Below are 15,987 nucleotides of genomic sequence, written 5' to 3'. Positions count from 1 at the left end.
GGCGGCGATCGCGGCGGGTTCAAGCCGCGCGCCGAGGGCGAGCGTCCGCGCGGCCCGCGTCGCGAAGGCGAAGGCGGCGGCTACAAGCCCCGTGAGGGCGGCGATCGCGGCGGGTTCAAGCCGCGCGCCGAAGGCGACCGTCCGCGCGGTCCGCGTCGCGAAGGCGAAGGCGGCGGCTACAAGCCCCGTGAAGGTGGCGATCGCGGCGGGTTCAAGCCGCGCGCCGAAGGCGACCGTCCGCGTGGCCCGCGTCGTGAAGGCGAAGGCGGCGGCTACAAGCCCCGTGAGGGCGGTGATCGTGGCGGGTTCAAGCCGCGCGCCGAGGGCGATCGTCCTCGCGGCGGACGTCCCACCGGCGGCGCCAAGCCGTTCGCGGGAAAGCCTGGCGGCGGCCCGCGCAAGCCGCGCGTCTAGGCGTTAAGCTCGGCCGCCAGACGGGCGGTGCGGTTCCAGACGGTGAGGGCGGTGAGCGCGGCCATCAGGCCGAGCCCGCCCAGCATCGTCTCGCCGTGCCAGCCCCAGGCGCCTTCGAACAGCGACACCAGGGCCATGACGGTCAGCAGACCCATGCGCTGGGGCTTGGCCAGCGGGCCGGCGAAGTCGGCCGGCTTGTCCAGCGCGCGGCCCAGTTCGCGCACGTAGGCGGTCAGCACCGCCAGCACCGCGCACAGCCAGCCCAGCGCCGGTCCGAGGTGCTGGGCGGGGTCGCTGGCGGCGTAGCCGGCCCCGATCAGGAACAGGGCGTCCGACAGCCGGTCGGGCAGCTCGTTCCACACCGCTCCCAGCGGCCCGCCCTTGCCGTGCTCGACCGCCACTAGGCCGTCCAGCACGTTGCAGAGCAGGCGCATCTGGATCGAGAAGACGGCAAGCAGCAGCAGCGCGCCGCGCCCGAACCCGAAGCTGATCCCCGACAGGGCCAGAGCCGCGCAGCCCATCACCGCGAACGCCACGCTCAGCGCCGAGATCACGTCCGGCGACACCCCCTGGCGCGCCAGCAAGGCGGCCAGGGCCTGGGCCCAGCGCCGGGCGCGGAACTTGACCGGGCGGCGGTTGGAGAGATCGGGATCGGTCACCGGGGCTCCTTGGCGGGCAGCGTCGCCGTGTAGACGAACGCATAGAGCGTCGAGGCGGTCCAGGGCAGGGCCACGGTCTTGAGGATCTCGGGCGTGCCGGCCAGGGCGTGGACGGCGGTCAGCACGCCGGCGATCAGGGTGCAGCTGATCAGGGGCGGCGCGATGCGGGCCGCCGGCCCCGGCAACCGCGCATAGAGCGCCTCCAGCCCGCGCTTGAGCAGCAGCATCAGCACCGCCGACAGCGCGCCTTGCACCAGGAAGGCCAGGAGCATGGCGCGCGTGCCGTGGGCGCTGTTGGCGAAGGCGGCCCAGCCGCCCATCGCCACGAAAGCCACCGCCACGTGCAGCGGCGTGGACCGTGCGGTCTGGGACATGGACGAGCTTTGCGCCATGCTTTCCTCGAATCAGTCGGGCTCTTCGAGACTAGCCATGCCGGCGCCGTCGGTCGAAATCGGTCTGCACCTGCCGTCCGCCCTCGCCTGGGGGCTGGGGGGCGTCGTCGGCGTGCTCGTGCTGGGCACGCTGGCCGCCTGGCTTGCGCCGCGGTTCAAGCCCGGCAAGGACTTCAGCGAGCTGCGTCTGCGGGTGTGGTCCTGGTGGGTGATGGTCGCCCTGGTGGCGGCAGCCCTGGTCGCCGGCTGGCCGGCGCTCACCTTGCTGTTCGCCTTCGTGTCCTTCGTGGCGCTCAGGGAATTCCTGTCGCTGGCCCCGATCCGGTCGGAAGACCGGCTGGTGGTGCTGTTCGCCTATCTCAGCGTGCCGGTGGCCTACGGCCTGGTCGCCGCCGACCTCTACGGCATCTACCTGGTCGCCATTCCGGTCTGGTTCTTCCTGATCACGCCGTTCCTGATGGCGCTGGCCGGCCAGACCCGCGGCTATCTGCCGACCGTCTCGGTGTTCAACTGGGGCGTGGTCACCTGCGTGTACAATCTCGGCGTCATTCCGATGCTGATGCGCACGCCCGACGCCGAGGCCCCGGCCGGGGCGGCCGGCATGGTGTTCCTGCTGCTGTTCGCCACCGAGGCCAACGACGTGCTGCAGTACGTCTGCGGCAAGCTGTTCGGGCGGCGCAAGATCCTGCCCAAGGTCAGTCCCAACAAGACCTGGGAGGGCTTCCTGGGCGGCTGGGCGCTGACCGCCCTGCTGATCGCCTTCCTGGCCCCGCTGTTCACCCCGCTGGCGCTGGGACCTTCGGTGCTGCTTGCGGTGTTGCTGCCGCTGGCCGGGTTCGCCGGCGACGTGACCATGTCGGCGGTGAAGCGGGACCTGGGCGTGAAGGACACCTCGCACTTCATCCCCGGCCACGGCGGCGTGCTGGACCGGGTCGACAGCCTGACCTTCACCGCGCCGCTCTATTTCCACGTGCTGGCCTACTATGCCCTCGCCAAATACTGACCCGTCGCCGTTCCGGGGGCTGTTCCTGCGCCTGCTGGCCCGGCCGGTCGCGCGCTTCCTGACCGGGGCGGACGTGGTCGGGCGCGAGAAGCTGCCGCTGACCGGACCGGCCATCGTGGCGGCTAACCACAACAGCCACATGGACACCTTCCTGCTGCTGTCGGTGTTCCCGGCCGAGGTCCTGGCCAAGGTGCGGCCGGTGGCGGCGGCGGACTACTTCCTGGCCGGTCCCGCCCTGTCGTGGTTCGCGCGCCGGCTGATCGGCATCACCCCCATTTCGCGCACGGTGGCCCGGGGCGAGGACGTGCTGGCCCCGGCCAAGGCGGCCCTGGCCCGGGGCGAGATCGTCCTGGTGTTTCCCGAGGGCACCCGCGGCGCGCCCGACGAGCTGGCCCCGCTGAAGAGCGGCGTGGCGCGGCTGGCCGAGGCGTTTCCGGAGGCGCCGGTGGTGCCGGTGTGGATTCAGGGCGCCGGGCGCGTGCTGCCCAAGGGCGCCATCGTGCCGGTGCCGATGAACTGCTCGGTTCAGGTCGGCGAAGCCCTGCGCTGGAGCGGCGACAAGCCGGGCTTCATGTCGGCGCTTCGTGATCGGCTGGCGGAGCTGCAGGCGTCGGCCCCGCCGCTGCGCTGGCGCTGACCCGTCGGGCCAGGAACTCGATCACCGCGACGGCGATCAGGGTGGTGGTGACGTCGGCGATCAGGAAGACCGGCGGATAGCCCTGGCCGGGCTGGGCGGCCTCCGAGAACGGCTGGAAGAACCAGGCCAGGGCCAGGTTGTTGGCCCAGTGGGCGCCGACGGCGAACTCCAGTCCGCCCAGCCTCAGGGTCGCCCAGGCGAACAGGAAGCCGGACAGGCCGCGCGCGATGAAGGCGGCGGGGTCCGGGTCGACGTGCACGGCGGCGAAGATCAGGCCGTTGATCGCGCTGAGCGCCAGGATGCGGCGGCTGAAAGCCCCGCTGATCTGCAGCAGCACGCCGCGGCAGAAGGCTTCCTCGGCCGCCGCCGCGATCAGCAGCAGGGGCGCGGCGGCCGCGGCGTAGGCGACGCGCGAGGCAAACGGCCACCCGACGTCCAGCACTGGCGGCGACAGCCGTTCGCCGGTCAGCACGCTCTCGACCCAGACGGATCCCATCACCAGCGCGCCCAGGGTGACGAAGCCCGCCAGCGCCAGCGTCAGGTTCGGCCGGCGTACGGCGAGGAAGCTCGCCATCGGGCGCTGGAAGCAGGCCGACGCGGCCAGCACGAACGATCCCGCGGTCATGGTCAGCACCAGGGCCAGCACGCCCATGAACGGCACTTCCAGCCACAGGCGGTTCACGCCTTCGGGCACCGGCTCCATGTCGGAGAAGATGGCCAGGAACTGCGGGGAGACGACGCCGAGGATCACGCCCAGCGCCGCCGTGCCGGCGAAGCTCAGCGCGCAGCCAAGGAAAAACCAGGCCACGATCCACTTCGGTTTGCGCTCCCGCGTCCCCACTGGCGCGAGGAAGGCGGGGACGGGCGCGCGCTCGGCGATGTCGGGCATCGGGAGGCCGGAGCTCCTTCGGCTTGCTAAGGCGCGGTCGGCCGTGCGACCCGAATGGGCAATGCGAATCGTGTCCGGAAAGTTTCGAGGCAAGGGGCTCTCTACGCCCCCGGGGCAGGGTACGCGGCCGACGTCGGACCGCGCCCGCCAGGCCGTGTTCAACATCCTGGAGCATGCGGAGTGGTCGCCCGGCCTGCACGAGCGGCGGGTGATCGACCTGTTCGCCGGCTCCGGCGCGCTGGGGCTGGAGGCCATGTCGCGCGGCGCCGCCTTCTGCCTGTTCGTGGAGACCGACGAGGCGGCGCGCGGCGCCATCCGCGACAATGTCGAGGCCATGGGGCTGTTCGGCGTCACCCGGGTGCACCGGCGCGACGCCACGGACCTCGGCGTGCGTCCCGGCTCGGCCGGGCCGGCCTTCGACCTGGCCTTCCTGGATCCGCCCTACCGCAAGGGCCTGGGCGAGCGCGCCCTGGCCAAGCTGGCGGAAGGCGGCTGGCTGGAGCCGGGCGCGATCGTCATGCTGGAGCGCGCGTCCGACGAGGCCGATCCGGAGCTGCCCGGCTACGAGCGGCTGGACGCGCGCGACTACGGCGCCGCGCGCGTGTTCTTCCTGCGCTACGCCGGCTGATCGATCAGCCCTGGGCGCGCCGGCTCTCGGGAGCCGCCAGCAGCAGCTGGCCCAGGTCGTCCATGGTCGGGAAGTAGTGGGTCGGCTTGCCGGCCTGCAGGGCGTCGGGGTGGGTGTAGCCCCAGCCCACCGCGCCGAAGGCGGCGCGCGCCTTGCGGGCGGCGTCCAGGTCGCGCAGCTCGTCGCCGACGCACAGGGTCTGGGCCGGCGTGGCGCCCAGGCGCTTCATGGTCTTGCGGAATTTCGGCGCCTTGCCGAACACCGACGCGCCGCAGTCGAAGTGCTCGATGCGGGTGCAGGCGGCCTCGCCCAGGATCAGGCGGGCGTTGGCTTCGGAGTTCGAGGTCACCAGCGCGATGCGCAGGCCCGCGTCGGACAACTGGTCCAGCAGGTCGGCGACGCCCGGGAACGGGCGGATCTGCTCGGCGTCGGCGGCCATCAGCTCGTGCAGGCGCATGGCCGCGCGCGGCAGCTTCCACGGGGCGACGCGCTGGCGCTTGATGATCTGGCGCGCCGACATGTGGCGCAGCTCTTCCAGCTCATGGTCGGCGATCGTGCGCAGGCCGCACTCCTCCGCCACCTGGTTCATCACGGAGAGGAACCACGGGAAGGAGTCGGCCAAGGTGCCGTCGAAATCAAAAATGACGAGCTTGTAGGTCACGCCCCGCCCCTAGAGCCTTCCCGCTTCGAATGGACCTGTTCGCCGCGGATCAGAAGGCCCGAAATCCCAAGTTCAGAGCGCGATCAACGCCGTCGCGCTCCAGACTGCGCCGTTCTGTATCCGGCTCAGCGCCGTCCGAACAGTCGTTCGATGTCGGCGAGCTTCAGTTCAACATAAGTCGGACGCCCGTGATTGCACTGCCCGGAGTGCGGCGTAGCCTCCATCTGTCGCAGCAGGGCGTTCATTTCCGCGGCGCTGAGCCGCCGGCCGGAGCGCACCGAGCCGTGGCAGGCCATGGTGCCGCAGACCTCCTCGATGCGCTCTTTCAACGCAAGCGCCTGGCCGTTTTCGGCGAGGTCGTCGGCGATGTCGCGGATCAGGCCCTGGACGTCGGTGTCGCCCAGTAGGGCCGGCGTCTCGCGCACCAGCAGGGCGCCGGGGCCGAACGGCTCGATGACCAGGCCGAAGGCGGCCAACTCGTCGGCGACGCGGGCCACGCGCTCGGCCTCGGCCGGGTCCAGCTCGACCACCTCAGGCACCAGCAGGGCCTGGCGGGCGGCCCCGCCGGCGTCGGCCATCTGCGCCTTCATGCGCTCATAGACCAGCCGCTCGTGGGCGGCGTGCTGGTCGACGATGACGATGCCGTCGCGGGTCTGGGCGACGACGTAGGTCTCGTGCACCTGGGCGCGCGCGGCCCCCAGCGGATAGTCGACCGGGTCGACCACGGCGGCCTGCTCGAAGCCGGGGGCGGGGCCTTCCTGGACGGCGTGGATCGCGGCGGCGAAGACGCCGGCGTCCAGGCCCTGCGGCTCGACCCGCGCCGACATTTCGCCCAGGCCCGGGATGAAGCCGGTCTGCGCCCGCGGCGGCGGGCTCCAGCCGCCCCAGGAGGGCGTTGAGGGCGCGACGCCCGGGCGGAAGCCGGACAGGGCGCTGACGGCGACGGTGGTGGAGGCGCGGTGGCCGGCGGCGGCCAGGGCGTGCTTCAGCGCGCCGACGATCAGGCCGCGCACCAGGTTGGGGTCGCGGAAGCGCACCTCGGCCTTGGCCGGGTGCACGTTGACGTCGACCTCCTTGGGATCGAGGTCGAGGTACAGCGCCGCCAGCGGGTGGCGGTCGCGAGCCAGGAAGTCGGCGTAGGCGGCGCGGAGCGCCCCCTGCAGCAGGCGGTCGCGCACCGGGCGGCCGTTGACGAACAGGTACTGGTGGGCGGCGTTGCCGCGCGAGTAGGTCGGCAGGCCGGCATAGCCCGACAGGCGCACGCCCTCGCGCGACTGGTCGATGAGCAGCGCGTTCTCCTCGAACTCGCGCCCCAGCACCGCCGACAGGCGCGCCAGCCGTCCCTCGGGGCCGGCCCGCTCGGCCGGCAGGCGCAGGATCTTGCGGCCGTCGAGGTCGAGCGCGAAGGCGGTGGCCTCGTGGGCCATGGCCTGGCGCTTGATCTCCTCGGTGATGGCCAGCGACTCGGCCCGCTCCGACTTCATGAACTTCAGGCGGGCGGGGGTGGCGTAGAACAGGTCGCGCACCTCGACCCGCGCGCCGTGCGGCCCGGGGAAGGCGGCAGGCGCGATGTCGGAGACCGCGCCGCCCTCGACCCGAACCGCGTAGGCGTCAGAGGCGCCGCGGGCGCGCGAGGCGATGGAGAGGCGCGCCACCGAGCCGATCGAGGGCAGGGCCTCGCCGCGGAAGCCCAGGGTGGAGATGTGCAGCAGGTCCCACTCGCCGGTCTCGTCGGGGGCCAGCTTGGAGGTGGCGTGCCGCTCGATGGCCAGGGGCAGCTCGTCGACGCCCATGCCCTTGCCGTCGTCGGCGACCAGGATGCGCGCCAGTCCGCCCTGGTCGGCCTGCACCTCGATGCGGGTCGAACCGGCGTCGAGCGCGTTCTCGACCAGCTCCTTGATGGCGCTGGCCGGGCGTTCGACCACCTCGCCGGCGGCGATGCGGTTGACGGTCTCGGGCGGAAGGCGGCGGATCGGCATGAGGCTAAAAACCAAAAGGGCCGCTCAGGATATCCCGAGTCGGCCCTTGAAGCGGTCGCTTGAGGCTGCGGCTTAGAGGCCCGGCAGCTTCAGCTTGTTTTCCTTCTTGGCGATGACCACCGGCTGGCCGCCGGTCAGGCCCTTGACCCGCTCGGCTTCCTTGGCGGCGTCGACCGGATCGGCGGTCTCGGTCGGCTGCGCGGCTTCGCCCTTGTCGTTCTTCCAGAACAGGACTTTGTCCGCGAAGCTCTTTTCCTTGTAGGCCAGGTCGCCGTTCTCGTCGTCGACGACGTAGCGGGCGAGCGGGTCGGCCTTGTCGGCGCCGGCCTTGGCGGCCAGCAGCTTCTCGCCTTCCGAACGCATCTGGTTCTGGCGCTGGCCCAGCAGGACCTGACGCGCCGAGCTTTCCGGCTGCAGCTCTTCGGGGCGCGGCTCGCCCGGCGTCGGCGGGCGCAGCGCGAAGTCCGGGGGCACCACCAGCGGGGCCTTGGAGACGACGCGGAATTCGTCCGGCGTGACCTTGGTCATGCCGAGCGCCTGGCGGGTCGACTGGCAGGCCGTGGCGCCAAGCGCCGCCGCCGTCAGGATCGCCACGGTGATCACGCGGTTGATATTCATGCCCTGCTCCGAAGACCCGTCCCGGTGGGAGTGCTCAATCGTCAGTTAACCCGATCCCGGCGGGAAGCCAACACTTCCCGCGCGCTGGGCCAAAAGGTCTCAACCAGCAGCAGGATGACGCCCACGGTGATGGCGCTGTCGGCCACGTTGAACACCCACGGGAACATCAGCCCTGAGAAATCAAGGAAGTCGACCACGGCGCCGAAGCGCACGCGGTCGATCACGTTGCCCAGCGCGCCGCCCATGACCAAGCCCAGCGACCAGGCGGTCCAGCGGGAGGTGGTTTGCCGCACCCACCAGCCGATGGCGATCGACACGCCGACGGCGAAGACGGTGAAGAACCAGCGGCCGAACTGGCCGCCGGCCTGGCCGAGCCCGAAGCTCATGCCCTGGTTCCACACCATGCGCAGGTCGAAAATCGGGGTCAGTTCGACGAAGCCGCGCTCGCGCAGCTTCACCCCGTAAAGGATCCAGGCCTTGGAGATCTGGTCCAGCACGATCACCGAGACGGCGATGGCGTAGGCCATGCGCGCCTGCGGGGTGGTTTGAGTCTTCAGGTCCATGTGCGTGTTAAACCCCGAACCTGTGCCTCAGGCCACCGCTTCGTTTCGACGCGCGTCCCACCAGGCCACCGCGTCGGCGTCGCGCAGGCTGAGGTCCGGATAGCGGGGGTCGGTTCCCACCTCCGGCAGCACCCGCCAGGAGCGCGCGCACTTGCGGCCCTCGGCCTTGTGCGGGGCGACCCAGACGCCGGCGATCTCGGGCATGGCGAACAGGCCCTCGGCGGCCGGCGCCGCGTCGACCTTCTCCAGCTTCGCGGCGCTGGTGCGGAACACCTCGGCCGGATCGACCGGCGGCAGGCCCGCGCCGCCGGCGAAGGCGTCGAGCAGGGTGGCGTCGACGGTGTAGAGCGTCGGCGCGGCGTCCAGGGCCGAGCCGATGCGCTTCTCGCGACGCTCGACCTCCAGCGCGCCGGTCACCACCCGCAGGCCGCGGTCGATGTGGGTCCAGCGCTCGAACTCCGGCGTGTTGCGCCACTCGGCCGGCGTCTCCGGGAAGACGCGCAGGCAGTTGGAGCCGGCTTCCGGGAAGCGCGTGGTCCACGCCTCTTCGGTGGTGAACGGCGCCAGCGGCGACAGCCAGATGGTCAGGCGCTCGAACACCAGGTCCATCACCGTGCGCGCGGCGCGGCGGCGGTCGCTGTCCGGGCGGTCGCAGTACAGGCTGTCCTTGCGGACGTCGAAGTACAGGGCCGACAGCTCGTTGGAGCAGAACTCGGCCACCGGCCGGATCACGTCCGAGAAGCGGTAGGCGCCGTAGGCCTCGCGCACCTGGCCGTCCAGCTCCTGCAGGCGGTGCAGGATGAACCGCTCCAGCGGCGGCATGGCCTCGTAGCCGACCCGCTCGGCCTCCTCGAAGCCGGCCAGGGCGCCCAGCAGGTAGCGCAGCGTGTTGCGCAGCTTGCGGTAGGCGTCGACCGTGGTCTGCAGGATCTGTTTGCCGATCCGCAGGTCGTCCTCGTAGTTCGACAGGGCCACCCACAGGCGCAGGATCTCGACGCCGCTCTCCTTGGCGACGTCCTGCGGAGCGACGACGTTGCCCTTGGATTTCGACATCTTCTCCCCGGCCTCGTCGAGCACGAAGCCGTGGGTCAGGACCGCGTCGTAGGGCGCGCGGCCGCGGGTGCCGCAGGCCTCCAGCAGCGACGACTGGAACCAGCCGCGGTGCTGGTCGGAGCCTTCCAGGTAGAGGTCGGCCGGCCAGCGGCTGTCGGCCCGGCCTTCCAGGGTGAAGGCGTGGGTCGAGCCGGAGTCGAACCAGACGTCGAGGATGTCCTCGACCTTCTCGTAGCGCTCGGGATCGTGGTTGCCGAGGAACTCGCGGGCGTCCTTGGTGAACCAGGCGTCGGCGCCCTCGGCGGTGATCGCCGCGACGATGCGGGCGTCCACGTCGGCGTCGTGCAGCGGCTGGCCGGTGTTCTTGTCGATGAACATGGCCAGCGGCGTGCCCCAGGCGCGCTGGCGGCTGATCAGCCAGTCGGGCCGGCCTTCCACCATCGAGCGGATGCGGGTTTTGCCGGCGGCCGGGAAGAACTGGGTCGCCTCGATGGCGTCCAGGGCGGTGTCGCGCAGGCTGCGGCCGGACGGCAGCGGCTGGCCGTCCATGCGGACGAACCACTGCGGGGTGTTGCGGAAGATCACCGGCGCCTTGGAGCGCCAGCTGTGCGGATAGCTGTGCTCCAGACGCCCGCGGCCCAGCAGGCGGCCGGCCTCGATCAGCTTTTCGACCACCGCGCCGTTGGCCGGGCCGAACTTGCCGGCCTTCTTGCCCTCGGTCTCCAGCACCTTCAGGCCGCCGAACAGCGGCACGTGCGGATAGTAGGCGCCGTCCGGATCGACGGTGTCGGGGATCTCGTGGTGGCCGTGGGCGCGCCAGACGTCGAAGTCGTCGGCGCCGTGGCCAGGCGCGGTGTGCACGAAGCCGGTGCCGGCGTCGTCGGTGACGTGGTCGCCGGCCAGCATGGGCACGCTGAAGCCGTAGCCGCTGTCGAGCGCCGCCAGCGGGTGGCTCAGCACCGCGCCCGCCGGGTCGAAGCGGTCGACGACCTTCCATGACGCGATCTTGGCGGCCTGGCGCACGTCCTCGGCCAGCTTCTCGGCCACGATCAGCCGGTCGCCGGGCCTGGCCCAGGGCTCGAACGGCAGGTCGGTCTCCATCGCCTCGACCTCGTACACGCCATAGGCGATGTCGGGGCCGTAGGCGACGGCGCGGTTGGCCGGGATGGTCCAGGGCGTGGTGGTCCAGATCACCACGTCGGCGCCGACGGCGCTGTCCTGGCCCTGCACGACCGGGAAGCGGACCCAGACGGTCGGCGAGACGTGGTCGTGGTACTCGACCTCGGCGTCGGCCAGGGCCGTGCGTTCGACCGGGCTCCACATCACCGGCTTGGAGCCGCGATAGAGCTGGCCGGAATTCTTGAAGGCGTGGAATTCACGCACGATCGCCGCCTCGGTGGCGAAGTCCATGGTCGCGTAGGGCTGTTCCCAGCGGCCCAGCACGCCCAGCCGCTTGAACTCGACGCGCTGCTTGTCGATCCACTCGCCGGCGTAGGCGCGGCAGCGCTCGCGGAACTCGGCCTTGGAGACCTCGTCCTTGCGCCGGCCCTTGGCCCGGAACTCTTCCTCGATCTTCCACTCGATCGGCAGGCCGTGGCAGTCCCAGCCGGGCACGTAGTCGACGTCGAAGCCCATGGCGAAGCGCGAGCGGACCACGAAGTCCTTCAGCGTCTTGTTCAGGGCGTGGCCGATGTGGATGGCCCCGTTGGCGTAGGGCGGGCCGTCGTGCAGCACGTACAGCGGCGCGCCGGCCGCCTGGCGCTCGCGGCGCAGGGTCTCGTAGAGCTTGATGTCTTCCCAGCGGGCCAGGGTCTCCGGCTCGCGCTGGGGCAGGCCCGCGCGCATCGGGAAGGGCGTTTCGGGCAGGAAAACGGTGTCGCGGTAATCGCGGGCGGATTTGACGTCGTCGGCCATGACAGGTCCCGGCGGAAGTTCGGACGAAAATGGTGCGAAAGCGGGTAGCCCGGCGCGCGCTGGGACACGTCCCGGCGGCGTCACGCCGGGGAAGTAATTCGCTTCGCGGGGAGGGTCCGAAGAGCCATGCGCGGCGGTGTAACAGAGGGCAGGGGGAGGGGGAAGGGCGGCCCGTCGGCCGATCGGACGGCGCCGGCGGTCCGGAACCCCGGGGCCGCCGCCGATGCTGTCCGCCCATGGAGCGCACCTACAACCGCATAGCCGGAAGCGGGGTGGAGCGCCTGGCGGCGCTCAGCGACGGCCTGTTCGCCATCGCCATGACCCTGATCGTGCTGCAGATCGAGGTGCCTGACCCAGGCCAGATCCGCTCCGAGGCGCAGCTGCTGCACGCCCTGGTCGCGCTGACGCCGCGGGTGGTGACCTACCTGATGAGCTTCCTGACGCTGGGCATCTTCTGGGTCGGCCAGCAGACCCAGCTCAACCAGCTGGCCCGCAGCGACCGCAACCTGACCTGGCTGCACCTGGGCTTCCTGGCCGCGACCGCGACCATGCCGTTCTCGACCGGCCTCTTGGCCGAGTTCATGGCCTATCGGCTGGCGCTGGTGATCTACTGGCTGAACATCGCCTGGCTCGGCATGGCGCTGTACGCCACCTGGGCCTACGCAGTCCGCGCCGGCGTCCTGAAGCCCGACGTGTCGGAGGAGATCTCGGTCGCCGTGAAGCGGCGCATCGTGGTCGCCCAGTCGCTCTATGCGATCGGCGCGGCCTTGTGCCTGATCCACCCGGGCGCGAGCATCGCCTTCCTGTTCCTCGTGCAGCTGAACTACGCGATCGCGCCCAGGCTGCCGTGGATCTGGAAGACCTGATCCTAGAGGGGCGGCAGCAGCAGGTCGCGGGCGGCCTTGGCGTCCTCGGCGATCTGGACCTTCAGCGCGTCGAAGCTTTCGAACTTCTGCTCCGGGCGCAGGAAGGCGATCAGCGCGGTCTCCACGGTCTGGCCGTAGAGGTCCTCGTCGAAGTCGAACAGGTGGGTCTCCAGCCGCTCGTCGGCGCCATTGACGGTCGGGCGGCGGCCCAGGTTGGAGACGCCCGGAACTTCGCGGCCGTCCGCCAGACGTGTGCGGGTGGCGTAGACCCCGAAGGCCGGACGCACGTAGTCGTCCAGGGCCAAGTTCAGGGTCGGGAAGCCGATGGTGCGGCCGCGCTTGTCGCCGTGGGCGACCTCGCCCTCGATGGCGAAGGGGCGGCCCAGGATCTCGCCCGCCTCTTCCGGACGGCCGGCCTTGAGGGCGTCGCGCACCGCGGAGGAGGAGTACTTCACGTCGCGGTCGTCGGCGGCCCGCTCGGCCACCGAGACGGTGAAGCCCAGGCGACGGCCGTCTTCGGTCAGCGATTCCGGGCTGCCGGTGCGGCCCTTGCCGTAGGTGACGTCGAAGCCGACGGCCACGTGGCGGGCGCCCAGCCCTTCCGCCAGCACCTGCTCGGCGAAGGCGTGGTCGCTCATGGCGGCCATCTCGGCGTCGAACGGCAGCACGTAGAACAGGTCCACGCCCAGCGCCTCCAGGGCGCGGGCCTGCTGGTCCAGGTTCATGACCAGGAAGGGCTCGGCGGCCGGCTGGAACAGCCGCCGCGGATGCGGGTCGAAGCTGATCACGCCCAGCGGCGCCTTCAGGCGGGCGGCGGCCTGGGCGGCGTCGGCGATCACGCGGCGGTGGCCGCGGTGTACGCCGTCGAAATTCCCGAGCGCGATCGACGCGCCCTTGAGCTCGGGCGGCAGGTCGCGCCAGCCTTTGACGACGGTCAGGCTCAAGCGACGGCGCCTTCCGCCTTGGCGCGGCGCGGGGCCTGCACCATGGCCTCGCCCTCGACCACGGCCTTGCCGTTCACCAGGCAAGTGGTGTCCAGCCACACGAAGCCGCGACGCTCGTCCAGCTTGGTCACCTCGATGCGGGTGACCACCTCGTCGCCCGGGCGCACCGGGCGTTTGAATTTCAGGCTCTGGGCCAGATAGACCGAGCCGGGCCCGGGCAGCTTGTTGGCCAGCGCTGCGGAGATGAAGGCGCCCGACAGCATGCCGTGGGCGATGCGGCCCTTGAACGGGGTGGTCTGGGCGTAGGCCTCGTCGAGGTGGACCGGGTTGAAGTCGCCGGAGGCCTCCGCGAACTTCACGATGTCGGCGTCGGTGACGACGTGCGCGACCTCGACCTGACGGCCGACGCCCAGGTCCTCGAGAAACAGCCCTTCCGACATCGGATCATCCACTCCGCAAGCAGGCGGGGTGTTTAGCGCGTTTTCCGGCGAAGGGGAGGGTGCTCTCCTCCCCTGCAAGCGAAGCGCGGCGGGGGAGGGGGACCGCGAAGCGGTGGAGGGGGCGAGCCCCAGCCAAGACTGCGAACGGTTTCGCGGAGGTTCGCCCCCTCCACCACGCTTCGCGTGGTCCCCCTCCCCCGCTCCGCAGGGGAGGAGAGAAGGTCAGATCGCGACGTAGTCGCTCTCGCTGCGGTCGGTGCCGCGGCGCAGCGGGCCGGCGTAGGTCGGGTCGGGCTGACGGCGGCGATCCGGGCCGAAGTAGCTCTCGGTGCGGATGAAGGGGCGCGGATAGAAGATCACCGCGTTCAGCCGGCTGAGCAGCGCCTTGGCGGTGACCGGCTTGACCACGAATTCGGTCACGCCCGCGTCGCGGGCTTCCATGACGCGCGAGCGCTCCGAATGGCCGGTCATCATGATGATCGGCAGGAACGGGTTGGGACTGTCGGGCGAATTGCGCACCAGCTTGGTGAACTGCACGCCGTCCAGCGGGAACATGTTGAAGTCGACGATGGCGATGTCGGCCGGCCGCTGACGCAGCTGGGTGAGGGCTTCGGAACCGTCGCCGACCTCGCGGATGCTCTGCACGCCCGCGCCGCGCAGCACGGCGACCACGATCCGCCGCATGTACGGATTGTCGTCGACCAGCAGGATGTCGAGGGCGTCGAGGGCCATGGCGCTCGGAAAGGTGGGCGGAACAGGGACTATGCCCTTGAGTCGGCTGGAAGTCTCGCCCGAACGAACGGGTTCAGGCGGGCGCGTGGGCGCCCACCATCAGGCTGGGGTCGAGGTTGCGACCGCGCCACTTCATCCGCCAGCACAGGTGCGGACCGGTGGCCCGGCCGGTCTTGCCGACCGCGCCGATCAGCTGGCCGCGCTGGACCCGGTCGCCCTTGCGGACCTGTTGGGCCGACTGGTGCAGGTAGATGGAGATCAGCCCCTGGCCGTGGTCGATGGCGGTGATGCCGCCCTCGAAGTGCATGTCGGGCTCGGCCAGCACGACCAGGCCCGGGGCCGGGGCGCGGATCGGCGCGCCGACGGGCGCGGCCATGTCGAGGCCGTAGTGCGGGCGCGCGGGCGTGCCGTTGAGGATGCGCTGCGAGCCCCAGGCGCTGGTCACCCGCACCTGCTCCAGCGGCCAGGCGAAGCCGTCGCGGAAGTCGTCGCCGGGCGCGATGCTGGCGAAGGCGGCGGCCTTGATCTCGGTCTCGCGGCGGATGCGCTCCAGCACGGCCGGATCGGTCGGCTCGACCGTCTGCGGCGGCAGGCCGTCGATGCGCTGTTCGGGGAAGACGCCCTTTTCGATGGCCAGGGCACGGACGAAGGCGTCGACCTTCAAGGTCGCGCTGGCCGCGGCGTCGCGGTCGAAGCCGATCACGAACAGGCCTGAAGGCGCCGCCTGCGCGATCGTGTCGCTGTCCAGCCGAACCTCGGCGCCGGGCCGGGCGCGTCCGAACAGAAAGCCGCCCTGGACCGAGCGGCCGGAGAGCGGCAGGTCCGCGGCCCGCACCGGGCCGGCCAGGCCCAGGGCCGCGACCGAAGCCAGCGCGCCGCGGCGCGTCAGGCCTTTTCGTTCAGCTCTTTCCATCGCTTCAGGGCCTGTTCCGGACCGGCGTAGGCTTCCTGAAGCTTCGGGTTCCAATAGCGCAGGGCGTCGAGCGGAATCTGCTCGCCGGTCACCGCGCACAGCACGTAGCGGCCGGGCTTGAGCACCACGTACTCGCCGTCGCCGTAATGGACGACCGCCTGTCCCCCGAGGTCTCGATCGAAAGCGTTCATGGCCGACAATCTAATGGTTCACCGGTTCGGGCGGAACCCCGCGCGTCGGCGCACCTCAGAACAGATCGCCCTGACCGGGATCGACCTTGGCCGCCGGCTTGGCCACAGGCTTCGCCGTGGGCTTGGGGGCGGGCGCGGCCGTCGGGCGCGGCGGGGCCTCGCCGTCGATCACCGCGGCGCGGTCGCCGTCGTGGAAGACCAGCCGGACCGCGTCGCCCGCGGCCAGCTCGTTCGAGCCGTGCACTAGCGCGCCGTCGGCCTTGTGCACCCGGGCGAAGCCGCGCTTCAGCGGCCGGTTCGGGTCCAGCGAATTGCGCAGCTGGTCCAGGGAAGTCAGCCGGTCCGACGCCGTGCGCAGGCGCCGGCCGACGGCCGCGGCCATGCGCTCGTCCAGCTCCGGCAGGCGGGCGCGCCGCTCGGCATTTTCGCGGGCGCGCAGGGCGGCGGCGTCCAGGCGGGTCGACAGCTCGGCCAGCCGCTCGGCCTTCAGC

18 protein-coding genes and 1 pseudogene are annotated in these 15,987 nt (G+C 71.3%); 5 read left to right on the top strand and 14 right to left on the bottom strand.

Annotation, left to right across the window (positions count from 1 at the left end):
• Window positions 1–414 (top strand): annotated as a pseudogene (locus G3573_RS12590) (hypothetical protein); the annotation flags it as partial.
• Here the strand turns inward: G3573_RS12590 and G3573_RS12585 are convergent.
• Window positions 411–1,073, bottom strand: coding sequence for a CDP-alcohol phosphatidyltransferase family protein (locus G3573_RS12585; RefSeq protein ID WP_163261429.1), 663 nt, complete (start codon window positions 1,071–1,073; stop codon window positions 411–413). The pseudogene G3573_RS12590 and the gene G3573_RS12585 overlap by 4 nt on opposite strands.
• Entirely contained in the window at window positions 1,070–1,447 is a 378-nt protein-coding gene (locus G3573_RS12580) for a hypothetical protein (protein WP_163261428.1), read from the bottom strand. The genes G3573_RS12585 and G3573_RS12580 overlap by 4 nt, the downstream gene beginning before the upstream one ends.
• A gap of 16 nt (window positions 1,448–1,463) precedes the next feature.
• Between G3573_RS12580 and G3573_RS12575 the strand changes: the two genes are divergently transcribed.
• Both G3573_RS12575 and G3573_RS12570 read left to right on the top strand, forming a co-directional pair.
• A complete protein-coding gene (locus G3573_RS12575) occupies window positions 1,464–2,468 on the top strand; it encodes a phosphatidate cytidylyltransferase (RefSeq protein ID WP_163261427.1) in 1,005 nt (334 codons plus the stop codon).
• Complete coding sequence (locus tag G3573_RS12570; protein ID WP_163261426.1) at window positions 2,449–3,105, top strand: lysophospholipid acyltransferase family protein; 657 nt, start codon at window positions 2,449–2,451, stop codon at window positions 3,103–3,105. The genes G3573_RS12575 and G3573_RS12570 overlap by 20 nt, the downstream gene beginning before the upstream one ends.
• Here the strand turns inward: G3573_RS12570 and G3573_RS22565 are convergent.
• Window positions 3,038–3,913, bottom strand: a complete 876-nt coding sequence (locus G3573_RS22565) for a CPBP family intramembrane glutamic endopeptidase (protein ID WP_163261425.1) — start codon at window positions 3,911–3,913, stop codon at window positions 3,038–3,040. The two genes, G3573_RS12570 and G3573_RS22565, sit on opposite strands and share 68 nt — an antisense overlap.
• Window positions 3,914–4,055: 142 nt before the next feature.
• Here G3573_RS22565 and rsmD point away from each other — a divergent pair, with 142 nt between their 5' ends.
• The gene (gene rsmD, locus G3573_RS12560) at window positions 4,056–4,622 is read left to right on the top strand and encodes a 16S rRNA (guanine(966)-N(2))-methyltransferase RsmD (protein ID WP_163261424.1); all 567 of its coding nucleotides are present in this window, start codon (window positions 4,056–4,058) and stop codon (window positions 4,620–4,622) included.
• A gap of 4 nt (window positions 4,623–4,626) precedes the next feature.
• Here the strand turns inward: rsmD and G3573_RS12555 are convergent, their stop codons facing one another.
• The 5 genes from G3573_RS12555 to ileS all read right to left on the bottom strand — a co-directional run bounded on the left by G3573_RS12555 (window position 4,627) and on the right by ileS (window position 11,410).
• The gene (locus G3573_RS12555; RefSeq protein ID WP_163261423.1) at window positions 4,627–5,283 is read right to left on the bottom strand and encodes an HAD hydrolase-like protein; all 657 of its coding nucleotides are present in this window, start codon (window positions 5,281–5,283) and stop codon (window positions 4,627–4,629) included.
• 125 nt (window positions 5,284–5,408) lie between these two features.
• Window positions 5,409–7,262, bottom strand: a complete 1,854-nt coding sequence (gene mutL, locus G3573_RS12550) for a DNA mismatch repair endonuclease MutL (protein WP_163261422.1) — start codon at window positions 7,260–7,262, stop codon at window positions 5,409–5,411.
• Window positions 7,263–7,334: 72 nt separating this feature from the next.
• Window positions 7,335–7,880: a DUF3035 domain-containing protein gene (locus tag G3573_RS12545; protein WP_163261421.1), complete on the bottom strand. Its 546-nt coding sequence runs from the start codon at window positions 7,878–7,880 to the stop codon at window positions 7,335–7,337.
• 41 nt (window positions 7,881–7,921) lie between these two features.
• Complete coding sequence (lspA, locus tag G3573_RS12540; RefSeq protein ID WP_205598232.1) at window positions 7,922–8,443, bottom strand: signal peptidase II; 522 nt, start codon at window positions 8,441–8,443, stop codon at window positions 7,922–7,924.
• 27 nt (window positions 8,444–8,470) lie between these two features.
• On the bottom strand, window positions 8,471–11,410 hold the full coding sequence (gene ileS, locus G3573_RS12535; RefSeq protein ID WP_163261420.1) for an isoleucine--tRNA ligase: 2,940 nt from the start codon (window positions 11,408–11,410) through the stop codon (window positions 8,471–8,473).
• Window positions 11,411–11,646: 236 nt separating this feature from the next.
• Here ileS and G3573_RS12530 point away from each other — a divergent pair, with 236 nt between their 5' ends.
• Window positions 11,647–12,276, top strand: a complete 630-nt coding sequence (locus tag G3573_RS12530) for a TMEM175 family protein (RefSeq protein ID WP_163261419.1) — start codon at window positions 11,647–11,649, stop codon at window positions 12,274–12,276.
• A 2-nt stretch (window positions 12,277–12,278) separates the two neighbouring features.
• Here G3573_RS12530 and G3573_RS12525 read toward each other — a convergent pair whose 3' ends face one another.
• The 6 genes from G3573_RS12525 to G3573_RS12500 all read right to left on the bottom strand — a co-directional run.
• Complete coding sequence (locus tag G3573_RS12525) at window positions 12,279–13,220, bottom strand: bifunctional riboflavin kinase/FAD synthetase (protein ID WP_163261418.1); 942 nt, start codon at window positions 13,218–13,220, stop codon at window positions 12,279–12,281.
• A complete protein-coding gene (locus tag G3573_RS12520; RefSeq protein WP_163261417.1) occupies window positions 13,217–13,660 on the bottom strand; it encodes a MaoC family dehydratase in 444 nt (147 codons plus the stop codon). Before G3573_RS12520 ends, G3573_RS12525 begins: the two co-directional genes overlap by 4 nt.
• Before the next feature lie 222 nt (window positions 13,661–13,882).
• A complete protein-coding gene (locus G3573_RS12515) occupies window positions 13,883–14,392 on the bottom strand; it encodes a response regulator (protein ID WP_163261416.1) in 510 nt (169 codons plus the stop codon).
• Between the two features lie 73 nt (window positions 14,393–14,465).
• Window positions 14,466–15,305 (bottom strand): M23 family metallopeptidase, encoded by an 840-nt coding sequence (locus G3573_RS12510; RefSeq protein ID WP_163261415.1) that lies wholly within the window; start codon window positions 15,303–15,305, stop codon window positions 14,466–14,468.
• Window positions 15,278–15,496 (bottom strand): DUF2093 domain-containing protein, encoded by a 219-nt coding sequence (locus G3573_RS12505; RefSeq protein WP_163261414.1) that lies wholly within the window; start codon window positions 15,494–15,496, stop codon window positions 15,278–15,280. The genes G3573_RS12510 and G3573_RS12505 overlap by 28 nt, the downstream gene beginning before the upstream one ends.
• Before the next feature lie 55 nt (window positions 15,497–15,551).
• Window positions 15,552–15,987 (bottom strand): exodeoxyribonuclease VII large subunit (locus G3573_RS12500; protein ID WP_276208723.1); only part of this gene is annotated, 436 nt, incomplete at its 5' end.

This window comes from Caulobacter sp. 17J65-9, from assembly GCF_010975005.1.
Lineage (GTDB): Bacteria > Pseudomonadota > Alphaproteobacteria > Caulobacterales > Caulobacteraceae > 17J80-11.
The sequence above is the reverse complement of the archived record's forward strand: the minus strand, read 5'-3'. Positions and strand labels throughout refer to the sequence as shown.

Coding starts and splice junctions, on each gene's coding strand:
- G3573_RS12510 (WP_163261415.1), bottom strand. CDS start 15,305: ATGGAAAGAGCTGAACGAAAAGGCCTGACGCGCCGCGGCGCGCTGGCT.
- G3573_RS12530 (WP_163261419.1), top strand. CDS start 11,647: ATGGAGCGCACCTACAACCGCATAGCCGGAAGCGGGGTGGAGCGCCTG.
- mutL (WP_163261422.1), bottom strand. CDS start 7,262: ATGCCGATCCGCCGCCTTCCGCCCGAGACCGTCAACCGCATCGCCGCC.
- rsmD (WP_163261424.1), top strand. CDS start 4,056: ATGCGAATCGTGTCCGGAAAGTTTCGAGGCAAGGGGCTCTCTACGCCC.
- G3573_RS12505 (WP_163261414.1), bottom strand. CDS start 15,496: ATGAACGCTTTCGATCGAGACCTCGGGGGACAGGCGGTCGTCCATTAC.
- G3573_RS12545 (WP_163261421.1), bottom strand. CDS start 7,880: ATGAATATCAACCGCGTGATCACCGTGGCGATCCTGACGGCGGCGGCG.
- G3573_RS12520 (WP_163261417.1), bottom strand. CDS start 13,660: ATGTCGGAAGGGCTGTTTCTCGAGGACCTGGGCGTCGGCCGTCAGGTC.
- G3573_RS12515 (WP_163261416.1), bottom strand. CDS start 14,392: ATGGCCCTCGACGCCCTCGACATCCTGCTGGTCGACGACAATCCGTAC.
- G3573_RS12580 (WP_163261428.1), bottom strand. CDS start 1,447: ATGTCCCAGACCGCACGGTCCACGCCGCTGCACGTGGCGGTGGCTTTC.
- ileS (WP_163261420.1), bottom strand. CDS start 11,410: ATGGCCGACGACGTCAAATCCGCCCGCGATTACCGCGACACCGTTTTC.
- G3573_RS12575 (WP_163261427.1), top strand. CDS start 1,464: ATGCTTTCCTCGAATCAGTCGGGCTCTTCGAGACTAGCCATGCCGGCG.
- lspA (WP_205598232.1), bottom strand. CDS start 8,443: ATGGACCTGAAGACTCAAACCACCCCGCAGGCGCGCATGGCCTACGCC.
- G3573_RS12570 (WP_163261426.1), top strand. CDS start 2,449: ATGCCCTCGCCAAATACTGACCCGTCGCCGTTCCGGGGGCTGTTCCTG.